General features: G+C 65.6%; 15 protein-coding genes and 1 pseudogene. 9 read left to right on the forward strand and 7 right to left on the reverse strand.

Annotation, left to right across the window (positions count from 1 at the left end; all coding sequences use genetic code 11):
- Positions 1-256 precede the first annotated feature (256 nt).
- Positions 257-988: a c-type cytochrome gene (locus QNJ30_19055; GenBank protein MDJ0945572.1), complete on the reverse strand. Its 732-nt coding sequence runs from the start codon at positions 986-988 to the stop codon at positions 257-259.
- A 376-nt stretch (positions 989-1,364) separates the two neighbouring features.
- Positions 1,365-2,843 (reverse strand): FAD-binding oxidoreductase, encoded by a 1,479-nt coding sequence (locus QNJ30_19060; GenBank protein MDJ0945573.1) that lies wholly within the window; start codon positions 2,841-2,843, stop codon positions 1,365-1,367.
- 468 nt (positions 2,844-3,311) lie between these two features.
- Between QNJ30_19060 and QNJ30_19065 the strand changes: the two are divergent.
- Positions 3,312-3,493, forward strand: a pseudogene (locus tag QNJ30_19065) (microcin ABC transporter ATP-binding protein).
- Between the two features lie 135 nt (positions 3,494-3,628).
- Here QNJ30_19065 and QNJ30_19070 read toward each other — a convergent pair.
- Positions 3,629-4,738 carry a 2OG-Fe(II) oxygenase gene (locus QNJ30_19070; protein MDJ0945574.1) on the reverse strand — a complete coding sequence of 370 codons (1,110 nt, stop codon included), beginning with the start codon at positions 4,736-4,738 and terminating at the stop codon, positions 3,629-3,631.
- A 734-nt stretch (positions 4,739-5,472) separates the two neighbouring features.
- Between QNJ30_19070 and QNJ30_19075 the strand changes: the two genes are divergently transcribed.
- The 6 genes from QNJ30_19075 to QNJ30_19100 all read left to right on the forward strand — a co-directional run bounded on the left by QNJ30_19075 (position 5,473) and on the right by QNJ30_19100 (position 9,870).
- Positions 5,473-6,561 (forward strand): S8/S53 family peptidase, encoded by a 1,089-nt coding sequence (locus QNJ30_19075; protein ID MDJ0945575.1) that lies wholly within the window; start codon positions 5,473-5,475, stop codon positions 6,559-6,561.
- Positions 6,552-6,773 carry a hypothetical protein gene (locus QNJ30_19080; GenBank protein MDJ0945576.1) on the forward strand — a complete coding sequence of 74 codons (222 nt, stop codon included), beginning with the start codon at positions 6,552-6,554 and terminating at the stop codon, positions 6,771-6,773. Before QNJ30_19075 ends, QNJ30_19080 begins: the two co-directional genes overlap by 10 nt.
- Before the next feature lie 192 nt (positions 6,774-6,965).
- Entirely contained in the window at positions 6,966-7,778 is an 813-nt protein-coding gene (locus QNJ30_19085) for a DUF1194 domain-containing protein (GenBank protein ID MDJ0945577.1), read from the forward strand.
- Positions 7,779-8,152: 374 nt separating this feature from the next.
- A complete protein-coding gene (locus QNJ30_19090) occupies positions 8,153-8,446 on the forward strand; it encodes a GYD domain-containing protein (GenBank protein MDJ0945578.1) in 294 nt (97 codons plus the stop codon).
- A gap of 238 nt (positions 8,447-8,684) precedes the next feature.
- Positions 8,685-9,104: a GFA family protein gene (locus QNJ30_19095; GenBank protein MDJ0945579.1), complete on the forward strand. Its 420-nt coding sequence runs from the start codon at positions 8,685-8,687 to the stop codon at positions 9,102-9,104.
- 28 nt (positions 9,105-9,132) lie between these two features.
- Positions 9,133-9,870: an META domain-containing protein gene (locus QNJ30_19100; GenBank protein ID MDJ0945580.1), complete on the forward strand. Its 738-nt coding sequence runs from the start codon at positions 9,133-9,135 to the stop codon at positions 9,868-9,870.
- A gap of 10 nt (positions 9,871-9,880) precedes the next feature.
- Here QNJ30_19100 and QNJ30_19105 read toward each other — a convergent pair whose 3' ends face one another.
- Positions 9,881-11,407: a hypothetical protein gene (locus QNJ30_19105; protein MDJ0945581.1), complete on the reverse strand. Its 1,527-nt coding sequence runs from the start codon at positions 11,405-11,407 to the stop codon at positions 9,881-9,883.
- Positions 11,408-11,581: 174 nt separating this feature from the next.
- Here QNJ30_19105 and QNJ30_19110 point away from each other — a divergent pair, with 174 nt between their 5' ends.
- Entirely contained in the window at positions 11,582-13,081 is a 1,500-nt protein-coding gene (locus tag QNJ30_19110; protein ID MDJ0945582.1) for a hypothetical protein, read from the forward strand.
- 188 nt (positions 13,082-13,269) lie between these two features.
- Here QNJ30_19110 and QNJ30_19115 read toward each other — a convergent pair whose 3' ends face one another.
- From QNJ30_19115 to QNJ30_19125, 3 genes are all read right to left on the reverse strand, one after another.
- Positions 13,270-15,105, reverse strand: a complete 1,836-nt coding sequence (locus tag QNJ30_19115; GenBank protein MDJ0945583.1) for a M14 family metallopeptidase — start codon at positions 15,103-15,105, stop codon at positions 13,270-13,272.
- A gap of 107 nt (positions 15,106-15,212) precedes the next feature.
- Positions 15,213-16,130, reverse strand: a complete 918-nt coding sequence (locus QNJ30_19120) for a YegS/Rv2252/BmrU family lipid kinase (protein MDJ0945584.1) — start codon at positions 16,128-16,130, stop codon at positions 15,213-15,215.
- Between the two features lie 17 nt (positions 16,131-16,147).
- Positions 16,148-17,179 (reverse strand): hypothetical protein, encoded by a 1,032-nt coding sequence (locus QNJ30_19125; protein ID MDJ0945585.1) that lies wholly within the window; start codon positions 17,177-17,179, stop codon positions 16,148-16,150.
- 325 nt (positions 17,180-17,504) lie between these two features.
- On the opposite strand from QNJ30_19125, the gene QNJ30_19130 reads away from it, so the two are divergent.
- Positions 17,505-18,485: an aldo/keto reductase gene (locus QNJ30_19130; protein ID MDJ0945586.1), complete on the forward strand. Its 981-nt coding sequence runs from the start codon at positions 17,505-17,507 to the stop codon at positions 18,483-18,485.
- The last annotated feature ends 195 nt before the right edge of the window (positions 18,486-18,680 follow it).

Here is an 18,680-nt window from a genome sequence, read left to right on the forward strand (position 1 = left end):
GTCCTCTGGGGGCGTCAGCGCCGCTCGCCGATGCGCCAGCATCGGCCGCGCGACGCTTCCTGCCCAGAGGACGGCAAAAGCGATCCTAGATATGACGAACTTAGGAACCACCACACTAGCTATGAGCGGTCATTCTGTGAGGGTGCATGTGGGCCTTTGCTCGGCAAAGGGCGCACCCTGATACCTGCCGAAGCTCGAAGGCTGGATCCGGGTCCCCGAAGCTCTCGGCACCTTGCGCCATGAATGACAGACAATTCTATGGTTTATTTACATGAATGAGCTGCTGGTAATAGTAAGCAATCGCCTTGATTTCATCACGAGACAATCCGGCGGCGACCGGCTGCATGATCTCGGCCTGATCTGTTCTCCGTGATTTATCCGCATAGGCCGCGAATTGTTGTTGAATATAGATGCTGTTCTGACCCGCCAGACGGGGCCCCAACTCGGCATCGCCTTCGCCCGAAGCGCCATGACAACTCATACAGGCGGGAACCTCTTTCTCGGGCACACCCTCTTGAGCGATGGCCTGTCCCTTCCGAAAACGGAGGTCCTTCTCCGCCAGCTTGGCGAGCTCATCGGCGGTTTTCACAGGCGGGGCGGGATACGCGGCGAAGGTGCGGGCCATGAAATCGATGGTTTCCTCGTCCAGCATTGACGCAATCACGCCCATTTCCTCGTGAGGCCGGCGTCCGGACTTGTAGTCGATGAGCGACTGCTTGAGATAGCCCTGCCGCATGCCCCGGAGGGCGGGCGTGCCGAACTGCACATCGGGGCCAAAATCAATGTCACCCCCCGCATGTTCTCCATGGCACGCCAGGCACTTGGCTACTCTTGTCTGCGGATCTCGATGTGGCGAGAAATCCTGTGGATCGATCTGGATGTCTCCCACCATGACGGATTGCGCGTGCCCGTATGGCGGAAAGAGGAACAACAGGGCGAGACATATCGTCCCAAGTCGAAGCGCAAAACCACCACATGCGAGTTTCATAGTTGCTCCCATTCCTGCCGCGGAAAGACTACCAAAGCACCCGAATATGGACGTGAGCGCGCGACGATGAGTATAGGCTGTACAACGCCGTTTTGGACATCGCCGATGATACGCTGCAGCGGATGCGTCGCCGCGGGTTGGTAGCTTTGGGTCACGAGCAGCCCATCGTGCTGTCTGTCTGGCAGTTCCGCTCAAGTGGGGGTGAAGCTGCTGTGGTTCGCTGATTGGCGGACATCGTACCGGGTCCGTCAACGTCAGATATGCTACTCGGTGACCGAGACGGCCGGCCCGTCTGAGAGCGGTTCAGACCCCGCCCGCATTGAATTCGTGTTCGGCGCCAGCCACTCGGGCGCAGCGCTATTGAATCCCAGTCGCGCTAGACCGTCGGCTTGATGTTGGCGTTCAGCCGGAACAAATTGCCCGGGTCGTAGGTGTTCTTCAACTGCACCAGCCGGGGATAAGCCGGCCCGAAGTTCGCAACCGTCTTGCTCTCCGACTCCTCGCGCAGATTGTTGTAAAAGCCGTTCGTAAGAGGCTCGAAGGCCGTCCACCAGTCCTCGAGCGTACCGGTCCTGGCCTCGTCCTCCGCGGCATCGCTCCAGCTCACCGTGATTCCGATCATGGTCTCGGCGCGCCGATGCGGCCAAGCCGTCGCATCCTCGGCGACCCGGGACACGGCGCCGCCGCAAGTGTTGAAATACAGCTCGTAACCGGGCAGCGGGCGGAAGCTCTCGACCAACGCGTCGACCAGGTCCTGTGTAAAGGTCGCCACCATGCCGGACTTGGCGTCGTAGCGGTTTCCGTGCGCGGAGGCTGCGTCGATTGCCGTCTGCGTGGCGATGTAGTCGACCATGCCAACAGCGTCCTCGGCCGGTTTGCCGAACTGGCGCAGCGGCGCCAACTCCTCCTCGCCGGCCACCGGATCACCGACATAGAGAATGTCCATGCCGACGATACCCCTCTCGTCATCGCCCCCGGAAACCATGAAGGGCGCCGCGTAGAGGTCGTCCGACAAACCCGTCGCATACTCAGCCCAGAACTCCAGCACGTCACGTGCCTGAGAGATCGGCCAGATGACGCTGCCGGCGAGCAACTCCGGGCCTGCGGGATGCAGCGCGAACTCGAAAGCGGTTACGACTCCGAAGTTGCCGCCACCGCCGCGAATACCCCAGAACAGGTCAGCATTTTCCTCCGCGCTCACCCGTCGAATCTTTCCGTCTGCTGTCACCATGTCGGCGGAGAGCAGGTTGTCGATGGTCATGCCAAACTTGCGATTTAGCCGGCCGAAGCCGCCACTCAAGGTCAGGCCGCCAACGCCGATGTGGGAGACCACGCCAGTCGTCGTGGCCAGCCCGTGCGCTTGGCTCGCCCCGTCCAAGTCATGAAGCAGGGCGCCGCCGCCCACACGGGCACGACGCCTTTGCGGGTCCACTTCGACACCGTTGATGCCTGACAGGTCTATCATCAGTCCGTCTTCGCAGGCTGATCTGCCAAAGAAGCTGTGGCCGCCGCCCCGAACCGCCGACAGCAAGCTTCGCTCGCGCGCAAAGTCGACAGCCTTGCTGACGTCATGAGTGTCCGCGCAACGGACAATCAGCGCCGGGTGGCGGTCGTGCCTGCCGTTCCAGACTTTCCGTACATCGTCGTAGCCCGGGCCGCCCTTGACCAGCAGTTCACCTTTCAAGGCTTCGGCGAATTCCTTGATCGCCGCTTTCTCGAGCACGGTCTCCTCGCCGGAAAGGGTAGCCGCTGGAAGGTCGGCTGAAGGCCGGGTCCCCGCCAAGATAGACCTGAAGGGAAGGCCCACCACCATGCCCGTCGCAAAGGCGGACTGGCAAAAATGTCGTCTTTTCATGGTGAACCTCCCTGCAAATGATCGAGCGTTGTGACCGAGCACGATCGACCAGATCCAGACCGACCCTTCGACCAAAGTCCGGAGAGGCAAATGGCCCCGGGTCCCTCTTGACCCGGGATGGCCAGCCGCCTTTGAGATTTGTTTCTTTTCAGCCGAGGACGAAGTGAGCGTTCAAACGCTGCTTGCCACCGCAACTGGGCTCATCCCCTTTGGACGATGCAGGCCAAAAGGCTACGCGTTGTTGCTCACGATCGCAATTCCTCGTGCATCAATCACTTAGAAGTAGCGACCCTGTCGTGGCGCCCTGCGCGCACGCGTCATTTCCGCAAAGGGTCACGCCCGGAAGTGCGATCGCTCCGTCGCGCATGTCCGCTGTGTAGCCAAAACGAGACGACGGCGCCCTGAAACAAACCAGCGTTCATGATACAGCATGTTCATCTCCTGATGTTGCTGTCAGTTCCCTCAACTTTTTCCTGGCGCCGGCGCCAGCGGATCTGCATCGCCCGAGCGCTCGCCATGGAGCCCGAGGTGCAGATCGCCGACGAGGCGGTCTCGGCCCTCGACGTCTCGGTCCGGTGCTCGCGCTACTGGACGACGTTCGTGCCCGCTTCGACCTGGTTGGCCTCTTGATCACCCGTGACCTACGCGTCGCCGCCCCCGGCCGCGACTTCGAGTTCGGGCGGTTCGCTTCGCGGCGGCCTAACACCAAGGAGCGCTGTCGTTGGCCGCCTGACAGACTTGAATTGATTTTCGCGCTTAGGGCGCAGGGGTCTCGCTTCGATGGATCAGCCTTCCGCTGTCCCGAGGTCCGAGTTGATGCGTTGGCGCAGTTCCTCTTCTTCCTCGCCGTGGAAGAAGGCGACCAGGACAAAGCGCCGCCCCTTGGTGACCGGCGTGGCCAAGTGCAGAAGCGAGCAACAAAACACGACGGCGCCACCCACGTCGGGAGCGTAGAGTTGCGGCCCGAACTCCGGAAAGCGCAAATAGCCGCCCTCGTACTCGTTGGTGTTGAGGTTGATCGTCATGGCGAAGCGCCGGTGTTCGGTGAGCCTGTTCGTGTTGTCGCGGTGCGCGGCGAAATAGCCGCCTTGGGCCGCATCATAACAACCGACGCGCGGCGTCTCGACTCGAGTGACGCGAAATCCGAAGCCCTTGAGCACTTCCGGCAGAAGCTGATGGCTGAGCGCCTCGAGCAGGTCGCGGCATTCCATCGAGTCTTCGGGAATCATGACGTCGCTACGCACCTTGGAGCGCTTGACAATGTTCCCCCCGGATGCCTCCGAAGCGACCGTTCCCTCAATCCGATCGCCGGTTTCCCATAGGCGGATCAGCGTCCGACAATGCGCCTGGGTCAGGACGCGAGGCAAGACCAACACAGGCGGCTGGGCTGTCAACACGGCCGGCCGCAGCACCTCCTTGCGTGCTTGCAGCCAAGTCAGCGCCCGGTCGCATTGACGCGCCACGTCTGGTTCGGCGAACACGGCTTCGAGTCGCAACAACGGATCGAAGACCAGGGTGCAGGGCCCCTGCGAGATGGCCGATCCCTGGCCCAGGCTGAGGGCCCGGGTCAATGCACCCTCGGCATCGCAGACCACCGGAAACGACAGTCCCAGCCGCTGGCCCAAGGCAGCGTTCTCGTGGTCCGGCCCGCCAGTCACGGCGTAGATTCGAGCCTCCAAGCCGAGCAGGGCATCGGACAAAGCGCTCAGTCTGGCACAGCCGGCCGCCGCCGCATCCGGCGTGGCCGCGAGATGCAGGACCACCGGCCAGCCGAACAAATGGCTGTGATACAGCGAGATAACCCGGCCCTCGGGGAGGGTGAACACCAAATCATGCAGGCGCTCGCCGAGCGCGAGAGCACCTTGTTGTGCGGCAGGGTAGGTCTTCAGACGCATCGCGCAGGCTCGAAGGATCAGACTCATTTCTAACATCGGTGTCCAGCGCGCGGCAAACGCCGTAGGGGCGTTTCGCAGGGTGGTGAGGTTTCGGATTCCCTTGAGGCGCCAGCGATCACCCCCGTCCAGGGTTCGGGAAACCATCGCCGCCCCCGGCCGCGGCTTCGAGTTCGGCCAGTTCGCGGCGGCTTAGGCGGACGATCCCGTTCGGCCGCGGTGAGAGCGGGTCTCGATTGGACGGGACAACGCCATGGTCCTGCCCAATCGGGTGAATCCGGCCCAACTTAAGGGCCTGAAGTCCGCGCTCAACCAAATCCAACGCGCCGTGGATGTGTAACTATGCGCTCCAGCGCGTCCTGGCTATCTCGAATCAAATCGGTGCTTTGCGCCTAATTTGATTCAGGCTTTAAAGCAGCGCGCTTTCCTTTGAACGCAGATGAAAATTTCCGTCTACAGAGAGCTTCCGCCCGGAGATCAAACCAACCACGTGCTATGCTGCATCAGAGTTCGCCGCGCTTGAACCTGTCAGGCTGCCTTGGTCGCCGCAAATCATTGCCGAGTCGACAGTGGAAAAGAATGGAGAGAGTAAGTTTGACGGCCCCGCAGTTGCCGGCCATCATTCCTGTCTGCCGTGGAGCTTCTTGTGAGGCGCAAAGGTCCTCCGCGGCAATTTTTGCAGAGCAACACCTTGTCGACTTTTTGATTTGGTTTTTCACCGAGAGATCGGATTTGCCATGACACAGCGTCAGGATTGGAATCTGGTCATGGTCGGCGCTCGCCGTGCGCGCCGCCATCTACCGAGATTGGGCACATCCCCGGAGCGTATCGACTGGGGAAAGATATCTGCCGCTCATCTGGATTCCGGCTACACAAGGCACGAGGTGTTCGGCGACTGGGAAGGTGGCGACAATTGGGTGTTCGACGGCCTAAATCTCCTTGAAGCCGACCAGCCTTCGGTCGACCCGCTAGATTATGAAGGGAATCCCGGCCACGGCACGCGGACATGCAGCGTTCTCTGCGGCGTCGCAACGGAACCGACCGTGGGCAGCGAGGTCGGTGTAGCGCCGAGACTACCGATTGCCTCCTACCGAATCATCAACAGCGTTGTTCTCACTCCGGAGTCACAGCGGGAGCGTGTCGCAGCGGCCATTAACGATGCCAGAACGAAAAAGCATCAAGTGGTGAGCATGAGCCTCGGCACCCCCACCTTTCCGCCTTGGGCCAAGGGCGGCATGGGAAAGGCCGTCGACAGAGCTTATGAAGCCGGCATTATTATGGTGGCAGCGGGCGGACAGATCATCGACCGAATCACCTACCCTGGAAAATTCGAACGAACGATTGCGGTCGGTGGCGTGACAAGACAGCGCCGAATTTGGTTCCGATATGAAAGGACCAAACAGATTGACGTCTGGGCCCCGGCCAAGGATGTTCTTCGCGCCGATGCGCAAAAAGACGACGATATCGAAATGGCCAAGATTCTGCGTACTGAAGGCGACGATCCTGGATCGTCGTTCCTGAGCTCAAGCATGGGTAGCGGCAAGTTCGGCTCTGGGGCAGGCACCTCCTACGCAACCGTTCACGTCGCCGCCGCTGCCGCAATGTGGCTTCGGGCGCGGGATACCGATATCGGCCAAGCCTATGATGAACCCTGGCAGCGCGTCGAAGCATTTCGTTGGCTGCTCAAGTCGACGGCAAACAAGGTCAATGGCGAACAGCCAAGGGAGAAAACGGGGATCCTTGACATAAACGCTCTGATTGAGGCGAAACTGCCGAAAGCTGATCGGCTCAAGAAGGCGGCGCCAGATAAGGATAGATGGGGCTGATCACCGACCAGGCCGTCGCGGCCCTTGACGCCTCGGTCCAGGCGCAAGCGCGGTCGATGCTGGACGACCCGCGCGCCTTCTTCGGCGCCGACGCCGGCCGCGACTTCGAGTTCGGTCGCGAGCGGCCTAAAGTGCGGTCTGAAGGCCGGACCGGCGATGCCGCGCCGTTGTCCACCTTTGGGTGCAAGCCCGACCCTCCGCAAAGCACGTGAGAGCCGCCGAGCCTGGCCGAGGCCGGTGGCTGCCACCGGCACGCGCTTTACCGAACTTCCGCCGCTGACCTATCATCTCCCTACGCGCTTTTTGCCGCCAACGGAGGAGGTCGAGGAATGCGGCGTCGGGTCTCACGGCGGCACTTCGGTCCAGCCATGCCTCCGTCCTCCGAGCCAGGCAGAGGGCGGCGTTTGCAGTTTCTCATCCACGCCGCCATCGCCCTCTGCGCCGGTCTCTGGCTGCCGGCAAGCGGCGCGGCGGTCGAGCGCCCGGTCGACCTGGAGCTAGTGCTGGCGGTCGACGTCTCCGGCAGCATCGACATCGAGGAGGCCGTCCTGCAGCGCCAGGGCTATGTCCAGGCCCTGCGGCACCCCTCCGTCGTCGAGGCGATCGAGCACGGCCGGCTCGGGCGCATCGCGGTCACCTACGTGGAGTGGGCCGGGAACCACTTCCAGAACATCGTGGTCGACTGGCGCGAGATCTCCGACGCGCGCAGCGCCGCCGCCTTCGCCGAGACGCTGGAGCGCCGGCCCGTTACGACCGAGCTCTGGACCTCGATCAGCACCGCGATCGACTTCGCGGCCCTGAGCTTCGCGGACAACGGCTTTCGCGGCCGGCGGCGCGTGATCGACATCTCCGGCGACGGTCCCAACAACCGGGGCGACCACGTGGTCGTGGCGCGCGACCGGGCCCTGGCCGAGGACATCGTCATCAACGGCCTGGCCATCATCAACGGCCGGCCCGGCCGCTACGGCTATCCGCCGCTGCCCAACCTGGACCTCTACTACGAGGACTGCGTCATCGGCGGGCAGAACGCCTTCGTCGTGGTGGCGGAGGGCTTCGGCGACTTCGGCCGCGCCATCCTGCGCAAGATGCTGCTGGAGATCGCCGGCCGGTCGCCGCCGGCCCGCCTCCTGCGGCCCGCCCAGGACCGGCCGCGCCCGCCCTGCAACGCCGGCGAGCTCCAGCTGCGGAACTGGAGCCCCGAGTACGACGACTACTGAGCGCGGCGACCGCCCTAGAGCAGCCTGCGTTCATTCGAACGCAGATGAGCTGCTCTATCTATATGGAATAGATCGAATTATCTGCGCTCAATTGAGTCCAATTGAGCGCAGTTTGATCTAGTCCGGCGCAGCGGCGGCAGCAGGGGCCGAGATCTGATACACTCTCCAACATCGACGTTCGTTGGATGATGGACCGACCGTGCCGCGCGCGAGCCTGTTGCGGCGCCTGCACCGGCTATCGTCCCGTGCAGGCTCTCCGGCCCGATGGCCGGTCCCGTCGAGCGCCGGTCGGTGACCGGCCCTCGGGGACCCGGCGTCGCGGTTTCGTCTGATGGCACCGGCGGCACGCTCGGCCATCCGGAAGGAGGTCTGCCGTGACCATCTACATCATGCTGGCCAACTGGACCGAGCAGGGCGTTCGCGCCATCAAGGACTCGCCCCGCCGTCTCGACGTCGCCAAGACGGCGCTTCGGGACATGGGCGGCGAGTTCAAGTCGGTCTTCATGACCATGGGCGACTACGACCTGATCGCCGTCTACGAGGCGCCGGACGACGCCGTGGCGGCGCGCTTCACCTTGCAGGTCGCGCGCCTCGGGAACATCCGGACCCGGACCTTGAAGGCCTTTCCCGAGGCGGCCTACCGGGAGATCATCGCCTCCCTCGGCTAGGGCCCGTCCCGATCAGACGGGTGTTGCGGTCTCGGGCCTCGGCATCTCTTCGAAATGCGGGTCGTGCCAGCCAAAGCTGGGGAGAGAGCGACGAGGCCTGCCAAGGACCCGTCGCTTGTGCTCGAAGCTTCGTCGAGAACGGGACGCCGGAGGATTTCTCGCCTGTCTAGGATGAAGTGAGCCGCTAGGCTAGGCGGGGCTCGGACGTCTCTCTTGCGGTCCGGCTACAGGTGGCGAAATGAAGCTAAAGGGTGGATGCCTCTGCGGCGCGGTGCGGTTCGAGACCGACACGCAGCCGCAATGGATCAGGCATTGTCATTGCGTTCAATGCCGCAAGCAGACCGGCGCGGCCTTCGTGACCGGATTGATGTACCGCGCCGAAGACCTTCGCTGGACCGGCGAAACCCGCAGCTACGAAAGCTCGGCGGGCGTGTCGCGCACCTTCTGTCCGACCTGCGGCGGCAGCCTGGCCTTCCGGCAGGCGGACGCGCCGGAGAAGGATTGTCTGATGCTGGGGGCCTTCGACGACCCGTCGCTCATCGAGATCGACGGGAACGTAGAGCATGTCTTCGCCGAGCGGGAGCTCGACTGGCTGCATCTGGATGACGATTTCCCGCGGGTCGACGGCCAGCCGATGGGGCTCTACAAGATCAAGTGAGCCCGGATCACCTCACTTCGGAGCGACGATGATGGACCTCTCGCTGCGCCGCTCGGCCCGTCTGCCCGCCGCCTGTCTCTCGGCGCTGCTGTGCCTGGCAGCGGGCGGTGCTCTCGCGACCGCCGACGGGCCGGACCGCTACCGGGTCGTCGAGGTCTCGGCGACGAGCGCGCTGAACCTGCGGGCCAGCCCCGATACCGGCGGCGCCGTGATCGGGAGCCTTCCCGCAGATGCCGACGGGATCGCCAACTTCGGCTGCATCGGCGGGCTCAGCCTGGCCGAGTACGAGGCCGCCGACGCCGCCGAGCGCGCGGCGGCACGCAAGACCCGCTGGTGCAAGGTCGGCTACGACCGCAAGATCGGCTGGGCCGCCGGGTGGCATCTCGCCGAAGGCGGAGAGAAGGACGGCTTTCGCGGCGGCGACGCGCTCGCCGGTCTCGCCGGGTCCGAATGGCTGCTGCGCGATTTCGCCGGCGCGCCGGCGCAGGCCGAGGCCTGGATCGCCTTCAAGGCCGACGGCACGGCCTCGGGGCTCGGCGGCTGCAACAACTTCAACGGCGGCTACAGCGAGGACGCCGGGTCCTTGCGCTTCGGCCCCATCGCCGCGACTCGGATGGCCTGTCCCGACCCGAAATCCAAGGTCGAGATCGACTTCTTCCAGGCGCTCGATGCCACCCGCGAGGTCGTCGCGACCCACCTGGTGCTCGCGCTCTTCGACGATCGGGGGCAGCTCCTGGCGACCCTGACCCGGCGCGACGCAGACTGATACCCCGGCATCATCGCCCCTCGTCGGCGGCGCCCAGGCCGGCCGTGGCCACGCCCTGGCGGATCGCGGCGGCGTCCATCAGCGCGAGGTCTGCGTTGATGGCGAGCATCTCGGCCTCGAGGCGGTCGTAGCTCCAGTCGCAGTCGAAGCGGTCCAGCAGGGCGAGGCCGAGGCGCTGGGTCGCCTTGGCGCCGGCGATGCCCTCGATGGCCTTGAGCGCCGCGAAGAGCGGGTAGGTCGAGCCGACGAAGGCGACCTTGGAGAATTCCGCGTTCGACTGGATGAGATAGTCGACGACGGCATAGCGGAACTGGTTCCAGAACTGCACGTCCGGCTGCGCCGCGCCCTGGGCAAAGCAGCGCTCGATGTGCCGGTCGAGGAAGCGGCCCATCAGGGCGACGTACTGCGGCAGACCGGCGGTGTCGACGAAGGGCGGATTGACCTCGTAGCGGCGCTTCTCGCGGTTCCAGATCGCCTGCACGCCCTGCACCTCGTGGGCCACGAAGGCAATGGCGGGATCGGCGCCGGGCAGGTTCATCCGCCGGGCGAATTCGGCGGCGGCCGCGACGAAGCGGGTCTCGGCCTCGGCGGTCACGCTGGCCGCCGTCGTGCCGAGGGCGGCGAGGCGGGCTTCGGCCAGGTCGAAGATCTGCAGGTTTGCGCCTTCGCGCTCAGCCTTTGGCATGGCGACGAGCTTGCGGTAATGCGAGACGGCCTTGCCTGTGTTGCCGATACCCTCCGCGGTGCTGGCGACCATGTAGATCAGCTCGGGCCAGCCGGGCGCGGCACGGAGCTGGCCCTCGAGCGAACGCAGATGCTGGGCCAACTGGTCGTCGACGACATAGCCCTGCAGCGCCTTGCGGTTGGCGGCGTCGATGGCGATCACGGTCTCGATCAGCCCTCGGAAAGCGGCGAGATCGAGCTGGCGGATACGGCTTTGCCGGCTTTCCGACAGCCTTGCGTGGAGCAGCGCGTAGGCCGCATAGGCTGCGATCTCGCCGGGATCGCTGCCGGTCTCGAACCAGAGCGCGCCGTAGTCCGGGGCGAAGGCGCCGAAATCGGCAGTGAGCACCGCGTTGTCCGCCTGCTGGTGGAGGGAGAAGTGGATCGCACGCTCCACGGCGAGCTGGCGCTGGAGATAGGAGAGCAGCCCGCCGACCTCGACCCCGCCGACGCTGGCGCGGATCTCGACGGGCTCGAAGAGGTCTGTCGGGATCTCGACGGGCCGGGTGATGAAGAGGGCGGTCGCGCCCAACGGATCGGCGGTATCGGAAGGGTCCGAAGGTCCCGGGGCCGGCGTCTCCCGGGCGGCCTCGAGCTGGGTTTGGATGCTGACCAGCCGCCCGGCCATCATCTGGGCCATGGCCAGGCCCGCACCCTCGGGTGTCTTGCCCTTGGGGTCCACGATGTTGAAGGGGCTGATGACGTACTCGCTGTCCAAGAACTGGCGGTAGACCGCGCGCAGGAACCAGAGGTTCGCGGTCAGGAGAACGAGACCGATCGTGGAAAATGCGAGGGCCCGGATTAGAATGTCCATGGGCGGCCGTCCGGAGACCAAACCATCTGCTTTCCGAAGCCTAGCAGGACGGGCGGTGACTTGGGAACCGGAGGGCCAAAGGCGATGAGGCCGGCGAGCGACGTCCGGTCCCTCGCGCGGAGGATGTCCATCGCCTGCAGACCATCGGAAACTCGGGGAAGTCGGGGGCGTGAAATGACCAAGAGCGCGGAACTGGAAGGCTCGTCGGCCTTCGTATCGGACATCGCCTTCAATCAGGTCGAAAGGCTCTTCTCGCCCGGTCGCCACAGCCTCGCGGCCTTGGCCGACTTGGTGGAGCTGGCGCAGGCGGCCATCTTCAACGAGGAGCTCGTCGTGACCGCGGGCGCTTACGAGAACGCCCGGGCGCTCTCGGACCTGGACTTCGTGAAGCCCTTCGCGCCCGAGGTCGAGGTCACGGAAGCCGAGGAAGACACGGGTCCCGACCCCGAGAACGGCGAAACGGAAGACAAGGGCGGGATCCTCATCGACGTCAACGAAGAGGGCTACCTCAAGAGCTCCCACCCGGTGGGCGAGCTCCTCCTGGCGACGCTTCACAGCGTGAACCTGAGGAGCGACCCTCTATTCGGTTCGCTGGCGAATCCGGGCGGCTTCGAGGGCGAGGCCTTCTCCTCGGAGGAGGCCATCGCGCGCTTTCCCATCTTGATGCTGGCCCTGCAGGCCGACCGCGGCCTCCTCGCCTACGACAGCGAGGAGGCGCGCCAGTCCCTGGAAGGCCGGCTTTCGGAGTCCATTGACCTGTACAACGCCCATGCCGTGTCCATGAACGCGCTGCACCAGCGCTGGGGCATGGACACGGTGCTGTCGGTGCTGGAGCAGCCCTTCGCCGGCACCCGGATCGTCGACCACGCCCTGGAGTTCGCCGAGTCGGACTCGCCCGCCGAGACCCGGCAGCTCCGGGAGCTCCTGGGCGGCGCGGCGATGAAGGTGCCGGGCCGTGCCGAGTTCTTCGAGCATTGGAACATGCCGCCGCTGGGCGTCATCGCCCTCGCCGAAGCCAAGGCCATGGACGACGTCCCCAGGGTCCTCCGCGACTCCCGCAAGAGGTTCTCAAAGCTGCGGGACTCGATTTGCCGGCTCCGGACCGAACGGGCGGCGCTGGTGGAACGCGCGGATCTGTCCTCCAGGGCCGGCGAGCTGGCCCTGAGGGAGCTGGGCGGCTTCGACGCCGAGATGCGCGCCGCGCTGGAGGCGGCGACCGAGGAGCTCAGCGTCCGCCGCTCCCGCCTGCAGCGCACGGAGCTGTTTTTCAGCACCCTCGACTTCGCGCTAGAGCTGCTCGGCGGCCTCGGCGTCGGCACCGTCGGCAAGGTCATCGACGCCCTGGGGCTGAAGCGCGGCGCCGTCATGCAGCGCATCCCCGGGCTGTTCCGGGCCGTGAACTTCGTCCGGGCGGGCGACGACGTCCTGGCTTCGGACGTCGTCGAGCGGCTGATCGGACGGCTCCCGAGCGACCTAGAGGGTCAGCGCTTCGTGCTCGACCTGGGCCTCGCTCATGGCCGGCGCTATTCGGACAGCAGCCCGTCGCGACCGCCGCCGGCGGAGACGGCGGTGCGCATCGAGGGCGAGGAGGGCACCACGGAGGTGACCGACCGCGACTTCTGGCGCCTGTCCTGCACCGTGGACGGGTTCCTCGGAATCTTCTCTTTTCCCTAGATCAATCTGCGCTCAATTGGAATCGATTGAGCGCAGATAACTTGATCAATTCCATATAGATAGAGCACGATGAAATGAGGTCGTACCGACCTCGCATCTGAATCGCGCTCTGACTGTTGAAGGAGAGTGGGATTCAGGTTCGAAGCCAATCAGCTTCGAATCATCTCGCTTTGAACCGCACCGTCCGTTCAGCGCTCGATGCCGATGGGCAGCAGGAAGGCCTCGGCGTCATAGTAGGCGGTGCGCGCGAAGAACCAGTCCACCACCGTATCGCGGTCCTTGGCCGCCTCGGGGTTCTCGGCGCGGAAGGCGGCCCAGGCCTTGGCGGTCTCGGGGTCGTCGGCGAGCATCTTCTCGGCCATGCGGGTGACGATGTAGTTCTCGCCGTATTCGTGGCTGGTCATCTGGGCGTTGAAGAACCCCCAGTAGAAGAAGCTCGACTCGCCGCTCGGCTCCAGCAGCGCCACCGCCAGGGTGCCGAGCGGCTGATCGGTCGGCACCCGGACGTCGCCGGGCCGGTAGACCACGCGGTGGCGCTCGGCGACCGGGGTGGCCGAGGCCGTGGCGCGGCCCTCGCGGTTGGGATCGTCGATCTTGAACGCCGTCATGCGATAGCGCTCGACCTCGAGGCTGCGCTCCGTCTCCAGGACCTCCATCTCGATGCCGTGGGCCGTAAGCCGCTCGATCACCTCGGACCAGACGGCGGGCAGGTAATAGGCGCGCGGCCGCGGGACCGGATCGTCGGGGGTCGAGCGGACGGATTGCTCGACCTCCAGGGTCACGGGGTCGGCGCTCCAGACGATCTGATCGATGCCGAGCGCCTCGCTGCGGCGGATCTCGTAGGCGAAGCTCTGGAAATCGACCCGCGGCGCCGGGTCGTCGTAGCCCCAGGCGACCGGCACCGGGTCGATCCGCGCGGCCCGGTCCGCGGCGATCGCCGCGCGCAGGCTCTCGGCCTTCTCGGCCACCACCTCGATGACCCCGAGGAAGAAGGCGTAGGCGCCGAGCACACGCTGGCGGTAGGGCTTGAGCGCGTGGATCTCGAGCAGATAGGCCGGGATCTGGCGATGGTCGGCGTAGTTCGACGAGTAGGCCGCGCCGTCGCTGAAATAGGGGTAGTAGCCCTTCTCCGGCGCCATCTTGTCGTTGCCGTCGATGCAGGGACCGGGGATGTGGCCGAGGCCCGCGAGACGGGCCGTCAGCGGGCCGGCCAGCTCGCGCCGCAGCCAGGCGAAGATGGCGGGACTCAGCCCGGAGTCGCCGTTGTCGCACCAGGTCACGTCGTACTGGTAGTTCTGGCCGTCGGTCGAATGGGCGTCGATGAAGAACGCCGGGTCGTAGTCGGTCATCACCTTCACGACCGCCCGGATCTCCGGGCTGTCGAGCTTGCCGAAGTCGCGGTTGAGGTTCAGCCAGCGGCCGTTGGCGCGGCGGCCCGAGGTGTTCGGCCCGTGCTGGTTGATGCGCCCGGTCTCGGACTGGCGCAGGTAGCCCTGGACGTTTAGCACCGGAACGAACAGGAGGTTCGCCTTGTCGAGCAGCGCCCGCCGGCCGCCGGTGACGGCGAGGTCGCGGACCAGCATGAGGCCGGCATTGACGCCCATGGATTCGCCGGGGTGGATGCCGGCCTCGATGAAGACGGTCGGCTTGCCGCTGGCCTCGAGCCCGGCCGGCGACTTGTCCGCGGCGCTGGAGACGATCAGCATCCAGACCTGCTCGCCGTTCGCCAGGGTCGCGATCGAGGTGAGCTCGACCGCGTCGCTCGCCTCGGCGAGCCGGCGGGCGTAAGCCGTCACCTGCGCGTAGGTCGCGGTCTCGGCGAAGCCGCTGGCCTCGGCCGGCGTCGCCCATGGATCGCCGGGGCCGAGCGCGAAGGTCGCGCTCTCGCCGTCCCAGGCGGGCGACGGCGGCAGCATCTCCTGCAATTCGGCGGGCGAGAACTGCGTCTGCGGCAGGGCGGAACCGTGAGACAGGGCAACCAGGGTCGCCAGAGCGGCCGCGGCCGCCATCGCAGGCCTTCTCATGCCACACCTCCCAAGGGGCTATCCGACCTTATGCCAATACCGAGGCGCGCCAAGATGACGCCTTCTTCACAGATGACCGCCAAGGACGCAGCTCGGCCGTCGCCCCGTCACGCCGCGACCAGCGGCGCCCCCGCCGGCAGGACGAAGGGCAGACGCCGTTCCAGGACCTCGACCCGGAAGCTCTGCCGGTGCAGTCTTTCGCCGTCGGGGCTCAGGGGAATCTCGTGCTCGGACTCGACTTCCAGCCACTTGTGTCGGTCATATTCGATGTACTGCAGCTTTTCCTTCCCCTCCTGGATCAGTTCTATGTCCTGGATGACCGTGGACAGTCTTTGCAAGGGGAAGTCCTTCAGGGTCACCACGTCCAGCAGGCCGTCGTTCAACTTTGCCCTCGGGGCCAGCCGCACCCCGCCGGCCTGCACGCCGTTGCAGGCGGCCGCCATGATCATGACGTCGTCCTTCCATTCGCGGCCGTCGTCCGAACGTGCGTCCGATCGGTAGAGAACCTCGCCTTTCAGGGCCATGAGAAAGCCGGTCAATCCGTAGGCGGCGCCCTTGAACGCCGTCTTCAGGCGTTCCGAGGTCTGGAAGGTGACATTCGCGCCGAAGCCGGCGACCAGGGCGTTCAGGAAACAGGAATCGTCGATCCGGCCCACGTCTATGGGCGTCACCTTGCCCCTGGCCGCCAGGCGAAGCGCGGCCAGCGGATTGTTGACGCCGATGCCGCAACCGCGCGCGAAGTCGTTGGCCGAGCCGAGGGGGAGCACCGCCATGGCCGCCTCGGGGGAGTCGGTCTCCGCCATGATGCCGTTGACGATCTCGTTCACCGTGCCGTCGCCGCCGCCGGCGACGATCACGTCGACCCGCTCCCGCAAGGCCCTGGCCGCGTGGCGCGCCGCATCGCCGGCCTCCCAGGTCACCTCGACCTCGATGCCGACTCCCTCCCGACGGAGGTTCTCGACGGCGGGACGAAGGCGGGGATCGCCCGCTTTCTTGCCGTTGAGAATCAGCCGAAGTGAGCGCACTTTCCAGGTCCCCAGGATCAGTTCGACGACCTCTTGCGCGCCGAGTCGAAGTAGGACTTGATCGAGTCGTTCATCCGCGACTGCCCGACCGAGGAGGCGACCCCGCTGAAGAAGCCGGCGATCTTATCCGTCGAGGTGCTGTTGAAGTAGAAGACGATCGAGCCCTCTTCCACCGGCAGGACCAGCCCGCCCGTCACCTGCGAATTGTAGGTGTGGCCCACGAAGAACTGCTTGCTGGCCCAGACAATATAGTCCTCGCCCCGTTGCATCTGGTTGTGCTGGAGGATGAAGGCCGGGCGTCCCTCGACCTTCTGCTTGCGCCAGGCGAACTCGTTCTCGACCTCCGCCGGCTGGTCCTGCGGAAAGGACAGGAAAGCCCGGTTGAGGGCGGGGAAATAGGTCTCGAAGAAGTCGTCGTCCGCACGCCATGTCATGCGGATCTCCTCGGCCGGGGAGACCGCCTTGCCGCCGCCCCGATCGTAGGCGGCGACGCCGTCCAGACCGCGCTCCAGGTAGGCGGCGAAGCGCGCCTTCATCAGGTCGCGGTAGGCCTCGGAGACCGCCGCGGCGGCCCCGTCCTGGTCCGCGGAGACGGCGGAGAGGCGCTCGCCCAGCTGCGCGAACTCCTCGGCCGAAAGATTGAGGTCATCGCCCGGCTTCGCCCTGAGGATCTTGCCGAGCTCGTCCTTGTCGCCGCCGTCGAAGGCCAGCTTCGCCCATTCGCCGTCCTTCGGCGGCGCGCCGAGCAGGCTGAAGCTGAGGTTGTTGGCGTCGAGCTCGATGTCGCTCCCCGCCGGGTAGGCCGCCTCGAACTTGGCCAGGGGGACCGGCAGGCGCATGGCGACCGCGGCGATGATCTCCTTTTCCCCGACGCGATCGAGGTCATGGGAAACGATCTCGCCGGCGAGCAGCGCCTTCTCGTCCTCGGCCGTGAACCCGATCGCCTGCATCACCTCGTCGATCGTGGGGACCTTGCCCTCTGCCGCCGCGGCGCCCGGCCGCGCAGCGACCAGCACGAAGGCCAGCGCGATGATGCCGTAACGGACCATGATGCCCTCCCTGTCTCATCCGATCCTGCTACGACCCTAGCCCACCTCAAGCCATAGTAGAACAACGGAGCGAGCGATCCCCCAGGAATCTCTTTTCGGGCGGTGTTGCTGCGATCTCGCGCTGCAAGGCGATCCGGGTCTTGGCTCCCCCGTCTCCTTGCCGAGGCCTCGATTCGTCGGCAAGGACCGCGGCGGAGAGCCCGGCGGTTCCGTCCGCTGCGCCGGCCCGCTATCATCAGGATCTGGCAAGATGCGATCCGGAGCGCTTCGCCGGAGGCATTCTCGCCTTGGGTCGGTAGCGGAGGACTTTACGGCGGTGGCCATCATGATCGATCAGCGTTTGCTTGGAAGAGAGGGGCCGTCCGTTGGCTGTCTCGGTTACGGCGCTATGGTTCTCGAAGGCTACTACGGCGGGTCGGATGACGACGCGGCCGTCGAGACCTTGCGGCATGCGATCGATCTCGGGATGATGATCGATACCGCCGATGCCTACGGAAACGGGCACAACGAGCAGCTCGTGGCCCGCGCCTTGGCGCCGCGGCGCGACCGGGCCTTCATCGCCACGAAATTCGGCATCGTCTTCGACGAGGCGGAAACGGCCAGCGACCTGCCGACGGGATGGGGCTTCTCGCTCCGGATCAACGGCAGGCGGGACTACGTCCTGCGGGCTCTCGACACCAGCCTTCAGCGCCTGGGCGTCGACGCGATCGACCTCTGGTACGCCCACTACCTCGATCCGAAGACGCCGATCGAAGAGACCGTGAGCGCGATGGCCGAAGCGGTCCGTGCCGGCAAGGTCCGATATCTCGGCCTCAGCAACGTCACCGCGGCCCAGGTGACGCGCGCCCACCGGGTGCATCCGATCGCGGCCGTCCAGTACGAATACTCGCTCTGGCGCCGTGAGGCCGAGACCGAGCTCCTGCCCACCTTGCGCGACCTCGGCATCGCCCTCGTCGCCTGGTCGCCGCTCGGCGCGGGCTTTCTGGCCGGACCGCCCGCGGCGCTCGACGAAGGCGACTTTCGTCAGAATAACCCGCGTTTCGCCGGGGACAACTTGGCCGCCAACCGCGACCGTTTCGCGCCCCTCATGGACCTGGCCGAGGAGCTTGGCATCTCTCCGGCGCAGCTCGCGCTGGCGTGGCTGCTGCACCAAGGCGAGGACATCGTGCCGATCCCGGGTACGCGCCGCCGGGAACGGATCGATGAGAACGCGCAAGCGGCGAAGCTCCGCCTGACCCCTGAGACCCTGGAGCGGATCGATTCCCTGGCGCGCCCGGGCCGCGCCCTCGGAGCGACGCTGGTCTGACCCGCCGCCCTGGACGCGCAGTTCTGGTCCTGGGCAAGGGCGAGCTGAACATGGTGGCGATCAGCTGCTACGTCCGCGGCCTCGATCCGGGCATCCCGGCACGCAGGTTCGACCATGCCTGCAAGCTCTCGCTGGCGGCCGGCAAGCTCCGCGAGGACCTCGAAACGACGAGGAGCCGCGAGCTGGCGGCGCGTT

The sequence above is a fragment of the Kiloniellales bacterium genome, from assembly GCA_030066685.1.
In the GTDB taxonomy this organism is placed as follows: Bacteria; Pseudomonadota; Alphaproteobacteria; order Kiloniellales; family JAKSBE01; genus JAKSBE01.